The organism is Microbacterium sp. K2, assembly GCF_051365005.1.
GTDB classification, from domain to species: domain Bacteria; phylum Actinomycetota; class Actinomycetes; order Actinomycetales; family Microbacteriaceae; genus Microbacterium; species Microbacterium foliorum_B.
Window position 1 is genome coordinate 877,883 of record NZ_JBLWII010000001.1, and the last position, 19,995, is coordinate 897,877.

The window sequence follows — 19,995 nt, forward strand, 5'->3', positions numbered from 1 at the left end:
GGCAGCAGGAGTCACATGCGCTCTGGAGCGGACACGCCGAGCAGGTCGAGCCCGTTGCGGAAGACCTGTCCCGCAGCGTCGTTCAACCACAGACGCGTGCGGTGCACCGTCTCGACAGGGTCATCGCCCTGCGGGATGACCCGGCAGTTGTCGTACCAGCGGTGATACAGGCCCGCGAGCTCCTCGAGGTAGCGCGCGACGCGGTGCGGCTCGCGCACCTCAGCGGCGAACGCCACGATGCGCGGGAACTCCTGCAGAGCGCCGAGCAGCGCGCTCTCGGTCTCGTGTGTGAGCGTCTCGGGTGCGAACTCCGAACGATCCACCCCGGAATCGGCGGCGTTGCGCGCGACGTTGTGCGTGCGGGCGTGCGCGTACTGGACGTAGAACACCGGGTTGTCGTTCGTGCGCTTCTGCAGCAGCTCGGGGTCGAGCGCGAGAGGCGAATCGGCAGGCGAGCGCTCGAGCGAATAGCGCAGTGCATCAGTGCCGAGCCATTCGCGCAGATCGTCCATCTCGATGATGTTCCCGGCGCGCTTGCTGAGCCGTGCTCCGCCCACCGACACGAGCTGCCCGATCAGCACCTCGACGTTCTTCTCGGGGTCCTCCCCCGCCGCGCCCGCGATCGCCTTGAGGCGATGCACGTACCCGTGGTGGTCGGCACCCAGCAGATACAGCTTGTACTCGAATCCTCGGTCGCCCTTGTTGAGGTAGTACGCGGCGTCGGCGGCGAAGTAGGTGTACTCGCCGTTGGAGCGACGGATCACACGATCCTTGTCATCGCCGAAGTCGGTCGTGCGCACCCACACCGCGCCCTCGTCGTCGAACACGTGGCCCTGCTCGCGAAGGCGGTCGACGGCGCGGTCGACGAAGCTGATTCCCTCGTCGTCCTTCGCGTGCAGTGTGCGCTCCGAGAACCACACGTCGAAGTCGACGTTGAACTTCGAGAGCGAGAGCTTCTGCTCGTCGAGCTGGAACCCGTATGCGAGTTCGCGAGTCACGACCACCTGCTCGTCGTCGGGAAGATCGAGCAGGTCGGGCCGCGCTGCGAGGACACGCGCCGCCAGGTCGCCGATGTAGCTGCCGGCGTACCCACCCTCGGGGGTGGGCTCCCCCTTGACGGCGGCCAGCACCGAGTTCGCGAAGCGCTCCATCTGCACCCCGGCGTCGTTGATGTAGTACTCCCTGGCGACCTGCGCTCCGGAGGCCGCGAGCACACGGGCGATCGCATCGCCGAGCGCTGCCCAGCGGGTATGGCCGATGTGGAGCGGTCCGGTCGGATTCGCACTCACGAACTCGATGTTGATCGAATGCCCGGCCTGGGTGTCGTTGTGCCCGTACTCGGCGCCCGCCTCGACGATCACCTTCGCCAGGGCACCGGCGGCAGCGGCATCGAGGCGGATGTTGATGAACCCGGGACCCGCGACCTCGGCGCTCTGCACGCCGTCGACCTGCGCGAGTCCGTCGGCGATCTGCTGCGCGAGCTCACGCGGATTCGTGCCGAACGGCTTCGCCAGGCGCATCGCGATGTTCGAGGCCCAGTCACCGTGGTCGCGGTTGCGGGGGCGCTCGAAGACGATGTCCGAGGCGGTGAGCGCGAGGGGCTCGCCAGGACGTCGTTCCTCGGCGATCGGTGCGAGGACGGCGAGGAGGGCTGTGGCGAGCGTTTCAGGATTCATAGGCCTCCCAGTTTACGGCGCGTCACGCGCCCGAATTTGCGGGGGCGGGATCGTGATCTACAGTCATGCCATGAAGGCCGCACCCGCCCGTCGTCGACTGCCCGTCGCAGCCCTCGCCGTCGCCGTGATCCTGGCGCTCGCCGCAGTCGTCCTCGGCGTCTGGCGCCCGTGGGTTCCGGTGCCGTCCTCGACTCCCGTCGGTGCCGCGGCAGGTGAGCAGGAGGCGATCGAGATCGCGCCTGCTCCGCTTCTCCTTCCCGAGCATCCGACCGTTCTCGTCTTCGGCGACTCCTGGACCTACGGCTCGGCCGCGACCGACCCGACCCTCGGCTACGCGTATCGGCTCGCCGACCTGATCGACGGCGAGACGATCGTGAACGGCGTCCGCGGCAGCGGCTATCTCAAGCCCGGACTCGACGGCCCCGCCTTCGGCGAGCGCATCGCCGCTCTCGATCCCGCGCTCGCCCCCGATCTGATCGTCCTGCAGGGGTCGATCAACGACCGCGCCCAGGGCGAGGCCGGGTACAGAGAAGCCGTCACCGCCGCCTGGGACGCGATGGCAGCGAAGTATCCGGAGGCGACGATCGTCATCCTCGGCCCCGCACCGCACGAGCTTCCTGTGGGGGCCGAGACCGCTCGCATCGACGCCGATCTCACCGAACTCGCCGCGGCTCGCAGCTGGTGGTACATCTCCCCCATCGCGCAGGCGTGGATCACCGACCAGAACTATCTGTCGGTCATCGACGTCGAGGTGGGCCGCAAGCATCCGTCGACCGACGGCCACCGCTACCTCGCCGAGAAGCTGGCCGCCGCCCTCGGCGAACTGGGCGACGCGCCGGTGACCGAGGCCGGTGAGTCGGAGACCACTCCCGAGCAGTGATATTGTCGATCGGTACGCCTCCGTAGCTCAGTGGATAGAGCGCCGGTTTCCGGTACCGTAGGTCGCAGGTTCGACTCCTGTCGGGGGCACACAGGGTTGTTCGTGGAACGAACGCAGATTCGTACGCGTCACCAATCAATACGAGAAAAGCCGCCTGGTTTCAGGCGGCTTTTCTCGTTGGTGGTCAGCGAATGCTGACCGTTCGTGCTTGCATACCGCCAGCTCTCAGGGGGTGAGCACCCGAAAGGAGGCAGCGCAGTCGAGAGCCTCGAGCGCGCTGCCTCCGGTCCAGGATTCGAGTCACTGCTGGATGAAGGCGAGGATGTCGGGGTTGATGACCTCGGCGTGCGTGGTGAGCATGCCGTGCGGGTAGCCTTCGTAGATCTTGAGCGTCGCGTCTCTCAAGATCTCTGCCTGCTTGACGGACGCATCCTTGTAAGGCACGACCTGGTCGTCGTCGCCCTGCAGCACGAGTACCGGCACCGTGATGGCCTTGAGGTCGTCAGTCTGGTCGGTCTCAGAGAACGCCTTGATGCCCTCGTAGTGTGCGAGCGCGCTGCCGGTCATTCCCTGACGCCACCAGTTGGCGACCACGGGCTCGGAAAGCTCGACGCCCTCGCGGTTGAATCCGTAGAACGGCCCGGATGCGACCGCCTGGAAGAACTCGGCACGGTTCGCAGCGAGTGCTTCACGGAAGCCGTCGAAGACCGAGATCGGCGTGCCTTCGGGGTTGGCGTCGGTCTGCACCATGAGCGGAGGAACAGAGGAGACCAGGACGGCCTTGGCGACACGTCCCTGCGGCTCGCCGTACTTCGCGACGTAACGGGCGACCTGGCCGCCGCCGGTCGAGTGTCCAATGTGGATGGCGTTGCGGAGGTCGAGGTGCTCGACCACCGTGTTCACGTCGCTGGCGTAGTGGTCCATGTCATGGCCGACGCTGGTCTGCGAGGAACGACCGTGGCCGCGACGGTCGCTGGCGATGACGCGGTAGCCCTTGTCGAGGAAGTAGAGCATCTGGGCGTCCCAGTCATCCGACGAGAGCGGCCAGCCGTGGTGGAACATGATGGGCTGGGCGTCGCGGGGCCCCCAGTCCTTGAAGTAGATATCCGTACCGTCGTCCGTGGTCACAAAGGACATGGGTGTCTCCAAGGGGGTGTCGAGCCGGGCAGAGCCCGGATTCTGTCATGAGATCTCCGCGCGGGTCGGCGGAGTCACACCTCACGGTAAGAGGCCGAGCAGGCGAGACGGCTCCGACGTTTGACGAGTCCTCATGCTCGCTCTGGCGAATCGGCGAATGTCGACATCGGACTCGACAGTCGTCGTGCTCCGCGCCGTTCCACCACGCCTAGGGTCACTGAGACGGAGGAGGTCAATCATGTCTCACGGAGTATCGACGATGCGGGCGCACATCCACTTCCCGGGTGGTTGGTGTTGATCCCCTACATCCTCGTATTCATCGGTGGAACGGTCGGAACGCTTCTGCGGATCCTGCTCGGCTCTGTTCCCGGACACTTCGAGTTTCCATGGGTCACGTTCGTGATCAATATCACTGGCGCGGCGCTGCTGGGAGCCCTCTATGGGCTTACCAGCCGATTCTTCGTATCCACCTCAGCAAGCGCTCAGATGAGGCTTCTGCTCGGTACCGGACTTCTGGGCGGATACACGACCTACAGCACGCTGGCAATCGGAACGGATGGCCTCCTCCTCGGGGATCGCCTGCTCCTTGGCGCCGCGTATGCCATCCCCACGGTCGCGCTGGGGATCATGTCAGCGTTCATCGCCGAACGCGCGTGCAGAACCCGCACTGTTCCGGCGGCCCGGGCATGACCCCTATCATCGGGATCTTCGCCGCTCTGGCCGGAGGATTAGGCGCCACGGCGCGATATGCACTCGACTCCCGCATCACGGCGCACGTCGGCGGTGCGTTCCCGTGGGGAACTTTCATCATCAACGTGACGGGAGCTTTCCTCCTCGGCGTCGTCACCGGGGCCGCCGACGCATCGCTGCTGCCCGAACCATGGAGCGTCGTGCTCGGCCTGGGATTTCTCGGCGGATATACGACGTTCAGCACCGCGAGTGTTCAGGCCGCCGAGCTCTTCGCCCGCCGACGCGCGAGGCTTGCTGTCGGTTATGCGGGCGGCATGCTTACCGCGGCGCTTGCGGCGGCGATGCTGGGACTTGGTCTGTTCTCCGCGTGACTACCGTCCTGCAAAGCCGCGGCTGCTTGCATCACTCGCGACGCCGGCGGCTGGGCGTCTGCGCGCTTGAGCCGAGAGGTCAGGACGTGCCCTGCTCAGGCCCCCAGCCGAACTCCGTCTCCTCGCCAGACGCGCCCACAGCGCAATCACGAGGACGCGAAGTACCAGGACCGGGAGAATGAGCACGACGTAGGCGACGAGGATAGGCAGGGCGAACGCATCGTTTCTCCCTGATTCTGCGACAGCCGCCGTCGCCGAGTCGCGCGTACGCGGCGGCTTCGCATTCGAGTGCCGGAGACTCATTTTCAGGCGCCTTTCTGTCGAACGTCGGGGGAACGAGGGTTCGGAACGTCGAAGGAACCGGGACGAATCGTCGTCAGGAACAGTGCCAACGCGAGCAGGGCGGGCAAGACAGCCGCGTGGTCGCCGAACAAGGTCGCTCCGGCTGCGCCGACCAGGCACCCGCCGATGAAGCCCGCGAGCAGTGGCCATGTCTGGGTCCATCTCTGCCGCGCTTGCTGATCCTTCCCCCGAGACCGGGCGATGTCCGTGACGGCGATGGTTCCCGCGACAAGGTTGCCAGTCATCACCGCGGTGGAAAGGGCGCGATCCGGGACGAGATGGAGGTAGGCATTCTGAGCTGCCATTGCACACACCGCGAGCATCCCGATGAGGACGGCGATCCCAGATTTCGGGTGTGCCGACGCTTGGGTGGTGAAGGACAGCACGGCTGCCGCGATGAGGAACGCCGCCTGAACTCCGAGTAGCAACCTTTTCGTAGCAGAGGTATGGGCACCGACCCGACGGGCGACGAAGGTTGCGACCACGGTCGCGACGATGAACACCGGCACGGCCAGCATCGAGGCGAGGTCGGGCAGCGTTCCGCGAACGACGTCCGCGGCTATCACCACGAGGTTGCCGGTGACGTGTGCAGAGAAGAACCCGCCGAGCAACAGCCAGCTTGTGACGTCCGTGACGCCAGCGATGACCGCGAGGGCAGCAGGTAGTGAGATCTGCCGGTTCATGTCATCCGCCTCTGCCGGATGAGTTCGTAGAACCGCATGGGGATGGCAAGCCCTGCCGCCATCGCCATGATGACGAAGACAGCCGTTGCCCCGTCGGTGAGCGCTCCGAACGACGGTGACGCGCTGCCGGCGAATGTCAGCACCCCCAGTGCGTCGATGGCGCGGAAGATGTAGACGCCGGGGACGAGAGAGACCACGGCCGCGAACCCGATACCCGCGAAGGGGATGTGCTTGGCCCGTGCCACGGGGGCCAGTGCAAATCCGACGAACAAGCACGCGACAAGTGCGCCCACCGCGATGTTCCACCCCCACACGTCCATGACGAACCAACGGAGTCCGTGCGCGACCGCACCGACGACGACCGGCCACCAGATGAGTCTCAGCGGCATGGCGAAATACACCGGGTATGACGCGGCGGCGATACCCGCAGCGAGGACGTCGAGACCGAGTGCGACCTCGCGTCCCTGTGGTGTGGGTGGCAGTCCCGTGCCGAATGCGGCCAAGCCGATGGCAAGCCCGGTCCCGATGGACAGCAGCAGCATGCCGGCGTATCCGAGACGCGCGAAGCCGAGTGGGATCCGCAGGTTCAGCAAGTCCAGCGTGGCGTTGAGGATGTGCGGTCCGGGGACCAGGATCATCGCAGGGCAGACGGCGATGAGGCGCAGCGCGGAGCTGAGATCCGCGTGCACGGCAAGGCCACCGATCAGCCCCGCGACGAGAGCAGCAGCGAAGACCTGCCCGATGGGTCCGACGTGGAGGCGTGCGAGCGCACGTCGGGCGACACCCCCGAGCACTGCGCTGCCCGCCGCAAGTGCTACGGCCGTTGCGTCTTGAGCTCCGAAGATGACTGCCAACGAAGCAGAACCGGTAGCGCAGGCAAGGAGGAAGAGCCAGATGCTGGCCGGCCGCATCTTCTTCGCCTCGACGAGTGACGTTGCAAGATCGGGCTCGCTCGCCGATCCGGCGCCCACTCTGTCGATTGTTCGCATGAGCACCGCGACGGCGTTCATGGCGATCCCCGTCGGCGGCGCGACAACGATGCGGGGAGTGGAGGCCACGCCGGTGCCGCGCTCCGCGATCGTCACGGACGTCCAGGTCGGGATGAGTTGGACGTCAGTGCCCAGGCCGTGGTTCATCCGGTCGACGGCCGCGAGCGTCACCGAGGTGGACTCGCCTGAGGCGTGGAGCGTCGCCGACGCGCTGGCGATGAGGTCGCACCTCGTCGCCAGCGCATCCGTGTCAGTGCTCATCGGCATCAGGCTCCGCCGACTCCGCGACCGACGAGGTCGGCCGGCACGACGATGGAGTCGAACTGCTCGGCGGTGACCTTGCCGGAAGCGAGCGCCGCTTCGCGAAGCGTCTGGTCCTTCGCCAGGGCGCCCTCTGCGATGTGGGCAGCGTTCTGGTATCCGATGACGGGGCTGAGCGCTGTCACGAGCATGAGGCTCTCGCCGACGTAGGAGTTGATCTTCTTCTCGTTCAGCTCCGTGCCCGTCACCGAGTACTCGAGGAACTTGGCCATCCCGTCGCCGAGGATCCGCGCGGAGTGGAGGAAGTTGTTGATGATGATGGGGCGCATCGCGTTGAGCTCGAAGTTGCCCTGCGAGCCCGCGAACGCCACAGCCGCGTCGTCCCCGATGACCTGGATGGAGATCATCACGATGGCCTCGCACTGGGTCGGGTTGACCTTGCCCGGCATGATCGACGAGCCCGGCTCGTTGGACGGCAGCACGAGTTCTGCGAACCCGGTCCGCGGCCCGGAGGCGAGCCAGCGCATGTCATTGGCGATCTTCATCAGCGACACGGCCAAGCCGCGCAGCGCCGCGTGAGCGCGAACCATCGCGTCCAGTGAGCCCTGTGCCTCGAACTTGTTCGGGGCCGTGACGAACTTCTTGTCTGTCAGCTCGGCGATCTTCGCCGCGACCTGCACGGAGAACCCTTCGGGCGCGTTCAGGCCCGTACCGACCGCGGTTCCGCCAAGGGCGAGCTTCAGCAGGTCTTCACGGCTGTGTTCGATGTCGCGGATGCCCGATTCCAGTTGCGCCGCGTAGCCTGACCACTCCTGTCCGACGGTCAGTGGAACAGCGTCCTCGAGGTGGGTGCGGCCGATCTTCACGACGTCCATCCACTGCGCGGACTTGCGTGCGATCTCTGCGTGCAGCGCCCGCAGGCTCGGCAGCAGCCGGTCGTCGAGCTCAGTCAGCGCGGCGACGTGCATCGCCGTGGGGAACGAGTCGTTGCTGGACTGGGCCATGTTGACGTCGTCGTTCGGCCCGACCGGCTGCTGGGTGCCGAGTTCGCCACCGAGGAGCTGGATTGCGCGGTTCGAGATGACCTCGTTGACGTTCATGTTGCTCTGTGTGCCGGATCCGGTCTGCCAGACGTAGAGGGGGAACTCCTCGTCCAGGTCGCCGGCGATGACCTCGTCAGATGCCTGGACGATGGCCTTCGACTTCCAGGGAGCGAGACGCCCGGCGTTCTCGTTCACGAGGGCCGCGGCCTTCTTCACAACGCCGTAGGCGCGGTAGACCTCGATGGGCATGTGGTCGTGACCGATGGAGAAGTGCTGCAAGGAGCGCTGCGTCTGTGCGCCCCAGTAGCGCTCAGCGGGAACGTCGACAGTTCCCATGCTGTCGAACTCGCTTCGCTGGCCGGTCTGTCCGGTGCCGATGGGCGCGTTCTTGTACTCCGGGGTGTTCGCGTCGGTGGTGGTCATGATTGCTCCTTCTCAGTTTTCAGGGGGTGGGGTTGTTCTGAGTGGGATCAACGGGTCCACGCGCCGACGATGCCGCGATGAACAGGACGAGGAGGACGATTGCTGCAGCGGCGAGTGACGCGCCGACCCACAGCTCGTCGACGGCAAAGCCCATGCCGCCGCCGACCACGAACGCAATCAGGACGGCGAAGTAGGCGCCGGCAGGTCGCATGTGTGTTTCTCCGTCATCCGAGATTCGGCGGCCCAGCGCTCGGGCGACGAGGCTTGCGGCCATCTGGACGACGGAGGTCACGGCGATATTGCCGTAGAGCATGCCGGTCTCGCGGTGGAACGCGTTACCCTGCACGCCAGCGATGAAACTGACCGTCCATGCGACTGCCCACGGACTGATACCCGTGGTCGCGGTGAGCACGGCGAGAAGCGCAACGATCAAAAGTTCGAAGACGAGAACCTCGGCGGAGTACGGCTTGTCTTCGCGTGCGCGCCAGAGCACGTAGATGCTGCAGATGAAGGAGCCGAATGCGAAGACGAGGACGCTGGTCGCTGCGAGGAACACCCGTCCCTCGTTGCCATCGGCGAGGAAGTAGCCGATGGACAGGAGGTTTCCGGACTGGACGGTGGCGAAGGTGCCCACCTGACTGAACGTCCAGGCGTTGAGAAGCCCGGACACGAGAGCGAGCGCGACTGCTGCCGGCGCCGTCTCCAGTAGAGGGTAGCGGCGGGTGTGAGTGCGGGTTGACTTCGTCATGGGGCCTCCTGAGTGGGTGCCTTCTCATGAGAATGCCGATTGCGCTGGGGCCCTTGCGACGAGAGTCGAGTGTGCATTCGTCACGATTCGATGCGCTCCGAGCTGCTCGCTGGGCAGACTCCTCAGTACCGTCCGGAATCGTCACGAAGGAGCACCACATGGACACGTCCGAGAGCCCCGAGGTGGGTCACGAAGTCCCCTCGCTGGGTAACCCCGATCTGCCGCGGGAGGGCGAGGTGAACATCGCAGACCGCCCGCAGAGCAACACGATGACCGGCCCACAGAACGAAGTCATCGAGTCGCAGTTCCCGAATCAGATGCATGCGCCGGCGACGGACATCAGCACGCAGCCGTTCTTCTGGTCGTCGTTCAACATCTCACCCCGCCGCGTACAGCGTGGCGGCTGGGCGCGGGAGCTCACCAAGCAGGACTTCCACATCTCCGATGAGATCGCCGGGGTGAACATGTACCTCGAGCCCGGCGGCATCCGCGAGCTGCACTGGCACCAGACCGCCGAGTGGGCGGTGATGACTCGGGGCAAGGCCCGCGTCACGACCCTGAGCCGCTCAGGCCTCCCCGCCGTGGAAGATGTCGAGGAGGGAGACCTGTGGTTCTTCCCCGCGGGCACCCCGCACTCCCTGCAGGGCCTCGGCCCCGACGGTGCCGAGTTCGTGCTGGCGTTCGATGACGGAGACCAGTCCGAGTCGAACACGCTGCTGCTGACCGACTGGTTCGCGCACACCCCACCCGAGGTGCTCGCGAAGAACTTCGGCGTCGCTCAGGAGGTCTTCTCCGACATCCCTCTTCACAACCTCTGGATCTTCCCCGGCGAAGAGCCGCCGGCGCTCGACATCGACCAGGCCGCCGCGGGTGTCGAGTGGGGCATGGAGCCGGTCATCTTCCGCCTGTCGCGCTCGAAGCCGCTATACCAGAACACGGGCGGCAGCATCCAGATCGCCGATTCCACCAACTACGCCTATTCGAGCACCGTCGCGGCCGCGCTCGTGACCGTCGAACCGGGCTCGATGCGCGAACTGCACTGGCACCCCAACGCCGACGAGTGGCAGTACTACCTGCGCGGATCCGCCCGCATGACTGTCTTCAACACGGGTCCGCACGCCAACACGACCGACTTCCGCGCCGGAGACGTCGGGGTCGTGCGCAAGAACTTCGGCCACTACATCGAGAACACCGGTGACGATGTGCTGCAGTTCCTCGAGGTGTTCCGCACCGACAGGTATGAGGAGATCTCCCTCGCCAACTGGCTGTCGCACGTGCCACCGCAGCTCGTCTCCGCGCACCTCAACATCGATCCCGCCGTCCTCGCAACTTTCCCCCGAGGGGCCCAGGGCATCACGCCGCTGCGCTGAGTCGAGAAGTCATAGCGGAAGGGGGTGTGACGCTCGAGCGTCACACCCCCTTTGCCGTGTTGTGAGATCCGACTCCGCGGGCCGCCCACCTCCGGGTGATGCTGACTGCACCCAGCACGACGCCGGCGACGGCACCCCCGACCACTGTGTCGATGATGCGCGTGCCCATGGATGCCTCGAGCAGCGGACGGCTGCCGCCGGCCACGAGAAGAAGCGCCATCGGAGTCACCACCATGAGCGCGAACATGAGGTTGCTGCGGATGAAGAACACGAACCCGAACACGAGTCCGCCGACGACGGCGACCAGCGCGAACCCCTCGGGTATCCAGATCATGAAGACGAGCGCGATGCAGACACCAAGAGCTGTTCCGATGAGCCTCTGGGCCGTCCGGAAAGTCCCGAGGTGCAGGTCGGAATCCTTCTGCAGGATGCCGATGACGGCGAGAAGCACCCAACCGACGTGGTGGAGTCCCAGCCATGCGCTCACAAGCACCGCGAGCACGACCGCGACAGTGAGGCGCGCGAAGATACGTGCAGAATCAGGCTTCCAGCTGTAAGTCCAACGGGAGTCATGAGGGAGTGCCGCATCTGCGGTGCGTACCCGTTTCAGAGCGAGCGGCGCGACGATCACGACGTACCCGGCGACAACGCCCAGTGCGACAATCGAGATGACGAGTAGCGGGTCCGCCCCGCTTCCCCCCATCGACATGGGTGCTGTCAGCTGCCCCATGGAGCCTGCGGTGAGGACCGGGAAAATGGCGCCGGGGGGTCCCACGTTGAACGCCAAGCTCACGTAGGAGAAGACAACGGCGACGATACTCATGGCGAGCAGGCTTGTCGGCAGTGAACTTCCCGTGCTGATGCCGATGATGGTGCCCACGAGAAAGCCGACTGCGATGACCGGCAACTTCACGGCGCGTTCTCTCCTGCTCTGCCCGGAGAGGTACAGGACGATGAGCGCGCCGAATGCCGCGAGGAGTCCCAGGCGCAGTTGTCCGTAGGCGGCGAACACGGCCGGAGGGCCGGCGACCGCGATGGCCGCTTGGGTAGCGGGAACCCACGCGCGAGGCGCGGGAGCGAAATGCACAAGTGCCCGTGCGGTGCGGGCCGCGCTCATGAACCCTGCGTCGCGCGCGCGGTCACCCGCGTCCAGTGCAGTTCGCTATGGAACGTGAGCCCGTCGATGGTGGTGCGTGGAGATCCTGTGATGAACAGATCGTTGCCTTCGATTCGGGCGTGCCGCGCCTGCGGTTTGCCTTCCCATCCCGTGAACAGGGCGACATCCACGTGGTGAGTGACCGTGTCGCTGGCGGAGTCGACGGTGAACGGCCCGGCGTAGGCGATGAACCCTCCGGCCATGAGCGCCAGGTTCGCGGTCGAGACGGACTGCGGGTCAGGATCGTTCGTGCGAACTCGATCCGTTGACCCCAGGGTCGCTGAGACGATGCCGTCAGGGCTGTACGAGAGGTAGCCGTTCACGTGGGAACCGAACTCCGGCATTCGCACGCCGTCGGCGAAGACTTCCGTGGCGGTGACGAGCCGCCATGCGCCGACGAGGTCCGAGGCTGAGAGTGTCATGGGGTCTTCTCCTGTCGGGGATGTGCGGTCACGGTGGCGTGCGTCTGTCGCGGTTTCGTGTGTGCGCTGGCGGCACTGTCGTGCTCGATGAGGTGGTTGACGTCGACGGACTGTGCGAGCGCGCCAGCCGTCTCAATGACGGCCTGGTCGTACTGCGTGAGACGGGTCTGGTGCTGTTGGAGATGCTCACTCCAACTGCCGACGCCAAAAACCTCGACCCACGTGCCGTCTTCCCGGTCCTGGTACAAGGCCCACGTGCGGGCACCTGTGCGTCGACGGCTGTGCTCGACAGCATTCATCTGCTGTACGAAAGCGGCTTCCTGCTCTCCTGCTACGTCGTAGCGGACGAGGACGAGAGTGGGGCTGTGCCCGTCGATGTCTCGGACGGCGTCCGCTAACGGGAGCGCGAAGGTGTCTCGCTTCTTGTCCGCGGTTTCCAGAAGAGGCCAGAGGAGCTGAGACGCAGCGATGACGAGCGTCGCCGCCCCCGCGATGGCGCTGGTGGCGATGGCGCCGATCCACCCAGCGATGAGTCCGCTCGCGAGACCGCCCGCTGCCATGGCTCCGTAGAGAACCATCTGGTAGACGGACAGGCCTCGTGCGCGGACCCAGACGGGGAGGAAAGACTGAACGGCACCGTTCAGCGTGGCGACGACGCCGATCCACGCGGCTCCAGCCACCGCGAGAATCGGCAGTGTGAGGAAGAGCCACGGGGATACAGCAACCCCGATGGTCGCCGCCCCGAACAGCACCGACGACAGCAGGACTGTCCGGTTCGCGCCCAGCGCGTGGAACCACGGAATGAGGAACGCCGCGCCGACAGAGCCGATACCGAGCCCCGCAAGCAGGAGCCCGTACCCGGCGGAGTCAAGGTTCAAGCGCTGCGTGGCAATGAGCGGGAGCAGTGCATACAACACGCTAGCCGGGACGACGAACGCTCCGAGACGCACATACATGCGGCGAACGACGGCAGCTTGCGTGACGTATCGAAGGCCTGCGCGGGCGGCGTCGACAAACCGCTCGGCCTGATGAGGGTTCGGGCGGTATGTACGCCACGTGATGAGGACGATGAGGAATGCGGCGAACGACAGCAAGTTCATCCCGAAGACGAAGGCGACCCCGAAGCCGGAGAGTACGACGCCGGCGACTGCTGGCCCGATGGCACGGGCGACGTTGACGGATACCGCGCTGAGGGACGCCGCCATCGGCACCATACGAAGCGGGACGATCTCGGTGGCCAGCGCTTGGTAGGCGGGAAGCTGCACGGCTGTCGCCGCGCCGAGGAGCACGGTGATGAGCAGCAGCAGATACGGCGTCATCTCGCCGGTCGCGGTCAACGTCACGAGAGCTGCGCTGAGCAGGACCTGGAGTGTCTGCATCCAGATGAGGATGGAACGACGATTCAGGAATTCGCCGAGCACTCCCGCCGGGATACCGAGGAGCAGCACCGGGGCCGCGGACGCTGTCTGGATGAGGGCGATGAGAAGAGGGTGCGTGTGTTGCTCCACCATGAACCATTGCGCTCCGACCGTCTGCATCCAGGTGCCGATGTTGCTGACCAGCGCCGTCAACCACAGTGCTCGGAAGATCGGCACAGCAAGGGGCGCCCAGATCGACGTGCGGGGTGCGGTGTCGTCGGAAGTCGTGACGTCGCCGGTTGCGGGTCGGGGTGCCGGTGTGTTCATGGCGGTGTCTCCAAAGTCGATGTGATCTGTCGGGAGCAGCAACCCCCGTCCGATGCCGCTGCCCGACAGATCCAGCCCCAGACGGGCTACTGCTCGAGGGCGTTCAGGACGACCTTCCCCACGGTCTGCCCGCCTTCGAGAAGTTCATGTGCGCGGTTCGCTTCTGCGAGCGGGAACACCGCGTCGACCGCGCCGCGGATGGCGCCGCTTTCGATGAGCGGCAGGACGTCGCGCGTGACACCGGCGATGATCTCTGCCTTCTGGGCGGCGGGCCGCGCCCGCAGGAGGGTGGCGGAGATGCTGGCTCGGCGCGACATCAGCTCCCAGAGATCGACGGTGGCGGGACCGGTGGATCCGCCGATGATGACGAGGTGGCCATCGTCGGCGAGGCATTCGATATTGCTCTCGAGGTACGGGGTTCCGACGATGTCGAGGATGGCATCGACGCCGCGCCCGTTCGTTGCGGCGCGCGTGACCGAGGCGAAGTCCTCGCTGCGGTAGTTGATGGCGACGGATGCTCCGAAGCCGAGGACGGCATCGGTCTTGGCTCTGCTTCCTGCGGTGCCGATGACCCGGACGCCGACAGCGGTGGCCCACTGTGTGGCGAAAGATCCGATGCCCCCGGCCGCACCGTGAATGAGAACCGTCTGACCCGCTTTCAGGCCCGCGATCATGGCGAGGTTCGAATAGACGGTGCAGGCGACTTCGGGAAGGCCTGCCGCTTCGAGCATGGTCATGGTGGTGGGCTTCGGCATCACCTGAGTGGCGGGGACGACGACTTCTTCCGCGTAGCCACCGCCGGTGAGGAGCGCACAGACTTCGTCTCCGACCTTCCACCCGGTGACGTCCGCCCCGATGGCGTCGATGACGCCGGCGCATTCGAGGCCGAGTCCGGGAGGAGCTCCCGGGGGCACGGGGTAGTGGCCGCGCCGCTCAAGCAGGTCGGCGTTGTTGATGCCGGCGGCGTGGACGCTGATGCGCACCTCGTGGGGTGCGGGATGGGGTCGTTCCACGGAGATCAGTCGGAGCACATCAGGCGAACCGGGTCGGGTGATCCGTATTGCTGAGGTCATGGGGTTCCTTCGTTCTCGAACGCGAGCGGGTGGAGGAGACATTGTGCCCCCTCCACCCAGACGGGTTCTCAGTGCTCGTCGTAGTGGTCGTCGTGAAGCGCGTGACGGTGGTCGTCGTGCACGTAGTCGACGTGGTCGCCGTGGGCGACCGCTTCGTGTCCGCAGCTCGCGCCGTGCTCGTGCTCTGCGACCGTGTGGTGCTCGGCGTGCGTGTCCGTGGTGGCCATGGTCACTCCGCTCAGGCGGATGCGTGGGCCTTGGCGTACGCGACGATGCTCTGCGCGTAGTGCGGCGTCTCGAGCTCGCAGTGACGGCCCGAGGCTTCCTGGCGCGCCGCGGCGGCCTCCTCGAAGGTCTGTCCGCTGGCGGTGATGAACTCCAGGAACTCCTCCGTCGGGTGCGAGGTGACGGTGTTGACGTAGCGCAGCTGGTCGCCCTCGAGCTGCTCCATGCCGAGCTCCCAGATCACCTGAGTGGTGGTCCAGCCCGCCGGCGAGAGAACGTCGGAGATGGAGACCATCTTGCAGTAGTGCTTGCTGGCGACCTCGTAGCGGTAGTTCTGGATGACCAGGCCCGCACCGATGACCTCGACGTTGATCGACATGGGCGTGCCGTCGTCATCGACCGTGTAGCCGGCAGCCTTGTGGTCGCCGGGCGCACAGCGCTGGTACTCGTGGGTGGGGAGGTTCTTCAGCCACGCTTCGATGTCGATGTCATCGAAGTTGCCGGTCACGTCGGACGTGACCACGGCGTGCGAGAGCACGAGGTCGGGGCGAGGGGTTGCAGCCATGAGTGGCTCCTTTGGATTCATGCCGGTGTCCGGCGGGTGTGGTTGGCACGAGCCGCCGATCCGGCGTTCGCAGATGCGACGTTATTCGGCCGTTTCGGGGGCTACATCCCCCGGGTCCCGCCGATACATCGCATGTTCTATTCGCGCACCATCTGGCCGCATGGCGTTGCGACGATTGGCGGAAGTCGCTTCGTCTCGTGTTCAGCCGTTGCCCGAGTATCGTGAGTGCGTGCCCCCCTCCCCCAAGCCACATCGCGCCAGCAACAGCGACGCGCTGGCGGGGAGTGCAGCCGACCTCTACCTGCTTCCCGTTCGCGGTCGAAAATCAGAGGTGCATGCGATTGAGCGGGGGTTCGACCTCGCGTTCACAGGGCACAACGCTGTCACGGTCTTCTCTGGTGACCCCGGGATGGGGAAAACCCGTCTGCTGCAGCACGCTTTGCAGCTTGCGCACGGACGAGCATGGTCAACGCTGGTCGTGGCACCGGATTTCGACTCGCAGTTGTCGCCGCTGGGTGCCCTCATCAGTGCGGTGATCGAGGCATCACCACCTCTGCTCAGCGCTGACGAACTGCATGCGGCGATTCAGGGAACATCGCCGCAGTACTGGATCACTCGCGTCCTCGGCGACACACTGGAATCTGCCAGTTCTCGCGCCGGGGTACTCGTCGTCGTCGATGACCTGCAGTGGTTGGATTCAGGGTCCCTATCGGTCCTCACAGCGCTGCTGCGAACCCTTGAGGGCCTCCCCGTGTACTGGGTCTTCGCCACACGCAGCGGAGCCTACGGCCCTGAGCATCGGCGGTTCCTCGTCAACCTCCGAGAGTTCGCCTCGATCATCGACCTCAGCTCACTCGACGTCGATGCTGTCGATGCGATGGCCCGTGATGTTCTGGGCGCCGCGCCCGGACCGAAGGTCGAGGCCGCGATACGCAAGACCGGTGGGTCGCCACTTCTGATTCTCGAGCTGCTTCGCGGGATGGAAGAAGAGGGGCTCCTGCAGCCGTCCCGTGGCATGGTCGATCTCGAGAAAGAAGCGGTTCCTGCGCGGTACGGTGCATCGGTGCGCGAACGCATCGCGGCGCTCCATACCGATGCCCGTCGAATCGCCCAGATCGGCAGCCTCTTCGGTCGAGAGTTCCCCCTCAGCGGCGTCTTGGACGTCATCGGCCAATCCGCCGCGCAGGCCGTCCCCGCGGTGCAGCAACTCATTGACCTCGGATTCGTCGTCGACACCGGAAGCGGCTTCGCGTTCCGTCACGACACGATTCAGGCGGCAGCGTACGACAGCCTGTCCCCCACAGTGCGGCGAGCGGTCGCTCGAGAAGTCCTGCAGCATCGGTTGCGGGCCGGAGAGTCGGTGTCTTCCCTGGCCTCCCCGATTTCAGCCGCGGCCGAAGCCGGGGATGACGCGTCCATCGATCTGCTTTTCACCGCGGCTGCGGAACTCGCCCCGATCGACGCCCGCGGCGCGGCAGAGTTGACGGTGCGTGGAGCCCGGTTGGCGCAAGGGCGGACTCACCACTCCACCCGCGTGGTCGAGCTGCTTCCGTTGGTACTCGCCGGCGGCCTGCAGGAGGAGGCTCATCGCATACGTGAGTCGCTCACTCCCCGTCTCAGCGCGGACGAACGCGCACGGGTCGGCCTCGCCTTCGCTAGGCAACTCACGGAATCAGACTTCGGCAAAGCCATCGCGGAGACCGAAACAGCGCTGGCTCTCGGAGGGATCTCTCAGAAGACCGTCGTGGAGCTGCTCGCGGTTCGTGCACTCAACTACGCGAACAAGGCTGACGCGGTCGGTCTGCGCGAGAGCCTGGCACGCGCCCGGGAGAACGCCGATGATGAACGCGATCTCCTCGCGGTTGCCACCGTGGACGCCACCGAGTCAGTGCTTCTGTTCAACGAGAATCGCTTCGATGATGCGCAACGGTTGCAAGAATCGGCGCTCGAGAAGCTCGAACGAGCCGGCAGGTCCGCGGCGCTGTGGGTACCGGAGGGCCTGTGGATGGCCTTCATGCTGAACAGCAGAGGCGACTGCGAGGACGCTCTTCGGCTTGTCGACGACGGTCTGCGTGATGCGAGAACTGCGAAGTACGTCGTCGCCGAGGCGTTCTGGATGATGGTGCGCTCCCGAGTCCTCTACGACCTTGGTCGCTTGGATCAAGCGCGCGAGCAAGCAGAGACCGTCCTTGACCTCGCGGACCTCCTTCACCTCGGCGATTTCGCGAATGCCACAGCGGGTGTGGTGCTGCACCGGATCGCATTGGACACCGGCGATGTCGAGCTGCGGCAGAGTGTTCGATCCCTCGTGGAACACCTTGCGGATGGTATGAGTCTGACCAGAACCGGCAAGTGGAGCCTGGCGCTCGAAGCGTTCGATCTCGGCGATATCGAGATGGCCTACGGGTATACGGCACTGGCCCGCGAGTGCGTGAACGTGCCGATCCCCTCGATGACCAGTCCCGCAGACTTCTCCGACGATGTGTACCTCGCCTATCTGAGTAAGAAGATGGGCGATGACGCCGCCGTTGAGAAAGTCGCGCGGCAGGCGGCCATTCGTGCGTCCCAGAACCCCGACAATGCGTACGTCGCCGCGGTGTCGTTGTCTGTGCAAGCGGTGCGCGATGGATCGTTCTCCACTGTCATGGAGGCTGTGGACCTGATGGCGGACGTGGAGCGACCGCTGATTCGCGCGCGGTTGCTCGAGCTTGCCGGTAGCCTCGCCCCGACGGACGATGAAGCGGCGAGCTGCTACGTGCAAGGGATGCGACTGTTCGAGGAACTGGGTGCAGCCCGCGAAGTGAGTCGCGTGCTCCGAACACTCCGAAACCGCGGAGTTCGGACCAGGGCGAAGTCGGTCAGCGACGGTCCGATGGGGTTGTCTTCACGCGAGTATCAGGTCGCCGAACGTATTGCAGCGGGGCTGACGACACAGAAGATCGCCGAGGATCTCATGGTGTCCCCGCATACAGTCGTCACGCACATTCGCCACATCTTCTCAAAATGGGGCGTGAACACGAGGCGCGAGGCGGCACATCGGTTCCAGGAGGAATCCGCAGCCGCAGCAAGCTCCTCCCGCCCGGCTAGTCCGTTTCCGCCAGGTATCGGTGGATGAGGGTGACGGCCATCGCGCCCTCACCGACGGCCGAGGCGACCCGTTTGACCGAGTTCGCTCGTACGTCGCCGGCGGCGAAGATCCCAGGGACTGACGTCTCCAAATAGAACGGTGGACGGGCCATTGGCCACCGCTCGAGCTCGGCGGGGGCCAGGTCCACACCGGTCAGGACAAAGCCACGACTGTCGAGTTGCACATCGGTCGTCTCTGTCCACTCGGTGTTCGGCGCGCCGCCGATACAGACGAACAGGTGGGTCGCAGCAACCCGTGTCGTCGTACCCGCCTGGTCGAGGGTGATCTCACGCAAGTGATCATCACCGTCGACCGCCACGACGCGGGTGTGGATGAGGATGGTGACGTTCGGTTGCACGGCAAGGCGGTTGAGCAGATACGCCGACATGGTCGAGGAGAGCGAAGCTCCGCGCACGACGACGGTGACATGGGCGGCGTGAGCTGCCAGGTTCATCGCCGCCTGTCCCGCAGAGTTCGCGCCACCCACGACATACACGTGCAATCCGATGCAGGCGGAGGCCTCGCTGGTGCCTGCACCGTAGTAGATGCCCGCCCCTTCCCACTCGCGCTCCCCGTCTAGACCGAGTCGCCTCCACCGCACGCCTGTGGCGGAGAGTGCCGCGCGGGCATGGATCTCCGAACCGTCGGCGAGGACGGCGCGCACGTCATGGTCTTTGAACGTCCGGGCGATGCCGTGACGCATGAGAACGAGGTCCGCACCGAACGAGAGCGCCTGGCGGCGGGCTCGCTCGGCGAGCTCTGCCCCGGAGATCCCTCCGGGGAAGCCGAGGTAGTTCTCGATGAGGCTGCTGAAGCCGGCCTGACCACCCACAGCATCACGTTCGACGACAGCGACGCTGAGACCCTCCGACGCTGCGTAGACGGCAGCGGAGAGTCCTGCAGGGCCCGCCCCGTGGATGATGAGGTCGTACGCCGACCGTGACGGCGGCGTCACCCACCCCAAGGCGGACGCCACCTGAGCTGGTGTGGGGTGCTCGAGTATCTCCCCGTCGGCGAACAGCACCAGCGGAAGCTGGCGACCGGTCAGGAGTACTCCTTCGGCCTCCCGAGAGTCGGGCGGCACGCTGATGGACAACAAGGGCACTTCACTTCGAGTCAGATAATCGCG

General features: G+C 65.7%; 18 protein-coding genes and 1 tRNA gene. 6 read left to right on the top strand and 13 right to left on the bottom strand.

Annotation, left to right across the window (positions count from 1 at the left end; genetic code table 11):
• Positions 1-11: 11 nt before the first annotated feature.
• Positions 12-1,676: an arginine--tRNA ligase gene (gene argS, locus ACLKOY_RS04475; protein ID WP_436452598.1), complete on the bottom strand. Its 1,665-nt coding sequence runs from the start codon at positions 1,674-1,676 to the stop codon at positions 12-14.
• 70 nt (positions 1,677-1,746) lie between these two features.
• Here argS and ACLKOY_RS04480 point away from each other — a divergent pair, with 70 nt between their 5' ends.
• Both ACLKOY_RS04480 and ACLKOY_RS04485 read left to right on the top strand, forming a co-directional pair.
• A complete protein-coding gene (locus ACLKOY_RS04480) occupies positions 1,747-2,556 on the top strand; it encodes an SGNH/GDSL hydrolase family protein (protein WP_436452599.1) in 810 nt (269 codons plus the stop codon).
• A 16-nt stretch (positions 2,557-2,572) separates the two neighbouring features.
• Positions 2,573-2,645: transfer RNA gene (locus tag ACLKOY_RS04485), tRNA-Arg, on the top strand.
• A gap of 211 nt (positions 2,646-2,856) precedes the next feature.
• Here ACLKOY_RS04485 and ACLKOY_RS04490 read toward each other — a convergent pair.
• Complete coding sequence (locus tag ACLKOY_RS04490) at positions 2,857-3,693, bottom strand: alpha/beta fold hydrolase (protein ID WP_436452600.1); 837 nt, start codon at positions 3,691-3,693, stop codon at positions 2,857-2,859.
• A 294-nt stretch (positions 3,694-3,987) separates the two neighbouring features.
• On the opposite strand from ACLKOY_RS04490, the gene ACLKOY_RS04495 reads away from it, so the two are divergent.
• Entirely contained in the window at positions 3,988-4,383 is a 396-nt protein-coding gene (locus ACLKOY_RS04495) for a CrcB family protein (RefSeq protein ID WP_436452601.1), read from the top strand.
• A complete protein-coding gene (locus ACLKOY_RS04500; RefSeq protein WP_436452602.1) occupies positions 4,380-4,754 on the top strand; it encodes a fluoride efflux transporter FluC in 375 nt (124 codons plus the stop codon). The genes ACLKOY_RS04495 and ACLKOY_RS04500 overlap by 4 nt, the downstream gene beginning before the upstream one ends.
• Positions 4,755-5,059: 305 nt before the next feature.
• Here the strand turns inward: ACLKOY_RS04500 and ACLKOY_RS04505 are convergent, their stop codons facing one another.
• The 4 genes from ACLKOY_RS04505 to ACLKOY_RS04520 are packed head-to-tail and all read right to left on the bottom strand — an operon-like array spanning position 5,060 to position 9,243.
• The gene (locus tag ACLKOY_RS04505; protein WP_436452603.1) at positions 5,060-5,779 is read right to left on the bottom strand and encodes a YoaK family protein; all 720 of its coding nucleotides are present in this window, start codon (positions 5,777-5,779) and stop codon (positions 5,060-5,062) included.
• Positions 5,776-7,029, bottom strand: a complete 1,254-nt coding sequence (locus ACLKOY_RS04510) for a threonine/serine ThrE exporter family protein (protein WP_436452604.1) — start codon at positions 7,027-7,029, stop codon at positions 5,776-5,778. Before ACLKOY_RS04510 ends, ACLKOY_RS04505 begins: the two co-directional genes overlap by 4 nt.
• A 5-nt stretch (positions 7,030-7,034) precedes the next feature.
• Entirely contained in the window at positions 7,035-8,495 is a 1,461-nt protein-coding gene (gene fumC / locus ACLKOY_RS04515; RefSeq protein ID WP_436452605.1) for a class II fumarate hydratase, read from the bottom strand.
• Between the two features lie 19 nt (positions 8,496-8,514).
• A complete protein-coding gene (locus ACLKOY_RS04520) occupies positions 8,515-9,243 on the bottom strand; it encodes a YoaK family protein (protein WP_436452606.1) in 729 nt (242 codons plus the stop codon).
• A 158-nt stretch (positions 9,244-9,401) separates the two neighbouring features.
• On the opposite strand from ACLKOY_RS04520, the gene ACLKOY_RS04525 reads away from it, so the two are divergent.
• The gene (locus ACLKOY_RS04525) at positions 9,402-10,613 is read left to right on the top strand and encodes a cupin domain-containing protein (protein WP_436452607.1); all 1,212 of its coding nucleotides are present in this window, start codon (positions 9,402-9,404) and stop codon (positions 10,611-10,613) included.
• Between the two features lie 40 nt (positions 10,614-10,653).
• Here the strand turns inward: ACLKOY_RS04525 and ACLKOY_RS04530 are convergent, their stop codons facing one another.
• The 6 genes from ACLKOY_RS04530 to ACLKOY_RS04555 all read right to left on the bottom strand — a co-directional run bounded on the left by ACLKOY_RS04530 (position 10,654) and on the right by ACLKOY_RS04555 (position 15,739).
• Positions 10,654-11,730 (bottom strand): FUSC family protein, encoded by a 1,077-nt coding sequence (locus ACLKOY_RS04530; RefSeq protein WP_436452608.1) that lies wholly within the window; start codon positions 11,728-11,730, stop codon positions 10,654-10,656.
• Positions 11,727-12,191, bottom strand: coding sequence for a lipocalin-like domain-containing protein (locus ACLKOY_RS04535; RefSeq protein WP_436452609.1), 465 nt, complete (start codon positions 12,189-12,191; stop codon positions 11,727-11,729). The genes ACLKOY_RS04530 and ACLKOY_RS04535 overlap by 4 nt, the downstream gene beginning before the upstream one ends.
• Positions 12,188-13,876 (bottom strand): MFS transporter, encoded by a 1,689-nt coding sequence (locus ACLKOY_RS04540; RefSeq protein ID WP_436452610.1) that lies wholly within the window; start codon positions 13,874-13,876, stop codon positions 12,188-12,190. The genes ACLKOY_RS04535 and ACLKOY_RS04540 overlap by 4 nt, the downstream gene beginning before the upstream one ends.
• Before the next feature lie 86 nt (positions 13,877-13,962).
• The gene (locus tag ACLKOY_RS04545) at positions 13,963-14,949 is read right to left on the bottom strand and encodes an NAD(P)H-quinone oxidoreductase (RefSeq protein ID WP_436452611.1); all 987 of its coding nucleotides are present in this window, start codon (positions 14,947-14,949) and stop codon (positions 13,963-13,965) included.
• Between the two features lie 68 nt (positions 14,950-15,017).
• Positions 15,018-15,176: a zinc transporter permease gene (locus ACLKOY_RS04550; protein ID WP_436452613.1), complete on the bottom strand. Its 159-nt coding sequence runs from the start codon at positions 15,174-15,176 to the stop codon at positions 15,018-15,020.
• A gap of 11 nt (positions 15,177-15,187) precedes the next feature.
• The gene (locus ACLKOY_RS04555; RefSeq protein WP_309687627.1) at positions 15,188-15,739 is read right to left on the bottom strand and encodes a hypothetical protein; all 552 of its coding nucleotides are present in this window, start codon (positions 15,737-15,739) and stop codon (positions 15,188-15,190) included.
• Positions 15,740-15,968: 229 nt separating this feature from the next.
• Here ACLKOY_RS04555 and ACLKOY_RS04560 point away from each other — a divergent pair, with 229 nt between their 5' ends.
• Positions 15,969-18,854, top strand: coding sequence for a helix-turn-helix transcriptional regulator (locus ACLKOY_RS04560; protein ID WP_436452614.1), 2,886 nt, complete (start codon positions 15,969-15,971; stop codon positions 18,852-18,854).
• On the opposite strand, the gene ACLKOY_RS04565 is transcribed toward ACLKOY_RS04560, so the two are convergent.
• Positions 18,823-19,971, bottom strand: a complete 1,149-nt coding sequence (locus tag ACLKOY_RS04565; protein ID WP_436452615.1) for an NAD(P)/FAD-dependent oxidoreductase — start codon at positions 19,969-19,971, stop codon at positions 18,823-18,825. The two genes, ACLKOY_RS04560 and ACLKOY_RS04565, sit on opposite strands and share 32 nt — an antisense overlap.
• Positions 19,972-19,995: the final 24 nt, after the last annotated feature.

What these genes read in the sequence shown, in the direction of transcription:
- ACLKOY_RS04505 (WP_436452603.1), bottom strand. Translation starts at nt 5,779, where the DNA reads ATGAACCGGCAGATCTCACTACCTGCTGCCCTCGCGGTCATCGCTGGC.
- ACLKOY_RS04550 (WP_436452613.1), bottom strand. Translation starts at nt 15,176, where the DNA reads ATGGCCACCACGGACACGCACGCCGAGCACCACACGGTCGCAGAGCAC.
- fumC (WP_436452605.1), bottom strand. Translation starts at nt 8,495, where the DNA reads ATGACCACCACCGACGCGAACACCCCGGAGTACAAGAACGCGCCCATC.
- ACLKOY_RS04555 (WP_309687627.1), bottom strand. Translation starts at nt 15,739, where the DNA reads ATGGCTGCAACCCCTCGCCCCGACCTCGTGCTCTCGCACGCCGTGGTC.
- ACLKOY_RS04490 (WP_436452600.1), bottom strand. Translation starts at nt 3,693, where the DNA reads ATGTCCTTTGTGACCACGGACGACGGTACGGATATCTACTTCAAGGAC.
- ACLKOY_RS04525 (WP_436452607.1), top strand. Translation starts at nt 9,402, where the DNA reads ATGGACACGTCCGAGAGCCCCGAGGTGGGTCACGAAGTCCCCTCGCTG.
- ACLKOY_RS04480 (WP_436452599.1), top strand. Translation starts at nt 1,747, where the DNA reads ATGAAGGCCGCACCCGCCCGTCGTCGACTGCCCGTCGCAGCCCTCGCC.
- argS (WP_436452598.1), bottom strand. Translation starts at nt 1,676, where the DNA reads ATGAATCCTGAAACGCTCGCCACAGCCCTCCTCGCCGTCCTCGCACCG.
- ACLKOY_RS04545 (WP_436452611.1), bottom strand. Translation starts at nt 14,949, where the DNA reads ATGACCTCAGCAATACGGATCACCCGACCCGGTTCGCCTGATGTGCTC.
- ACLKOY_RS04535 (WP_436452609.1), bottom strand. Translation starts at nt 12,191, where the DNA reads ATGACACTCTCAGCCTCGGACCTCGTCGGCGCATGGCGGCTCGTCACC.
- ACLKOY_RS04520 (WP_436452606.1), bottom strand. Translation starts at nt 9,243, where the DNA reads ATGACGAAGTCAACCCGCACTCACACCCGCCGCTACCCTCTACTGGAG.
- ACLKOY_RS04530 (WP_436452608.1), bottom strand. Translation starts at nt 11,730, where the DNA reads ATGAGCGCGGCCCGCACCGCACGGGCACTTGTGCATTTCGCTCCCGCG.
- ACLKOY_RS04510 (WP_436452604.1), bottom strand. Translation starts at nt 7,029, where the DNA reads ATGAGCACTGACACGGATGCGCTGGCGACGAGGTGCGACCTCATCGCC.
- ACLKOY_RS04540 (WP_436452610.1), bottom strand. Translation starts at nt 13,876, where the DNA reads ATGAACACACCGGCACCCCGACCCGCAACCGGCGACGTCACGACTTCC.
- ACLKOY_RS04500 (WP_436452602.1), top strand. Translation starts at nt 4,380, where the DNA reads ATGACCCCTATCATCGGGATCTTCGCCGCTCTGGCCGGAGGATTAGGC.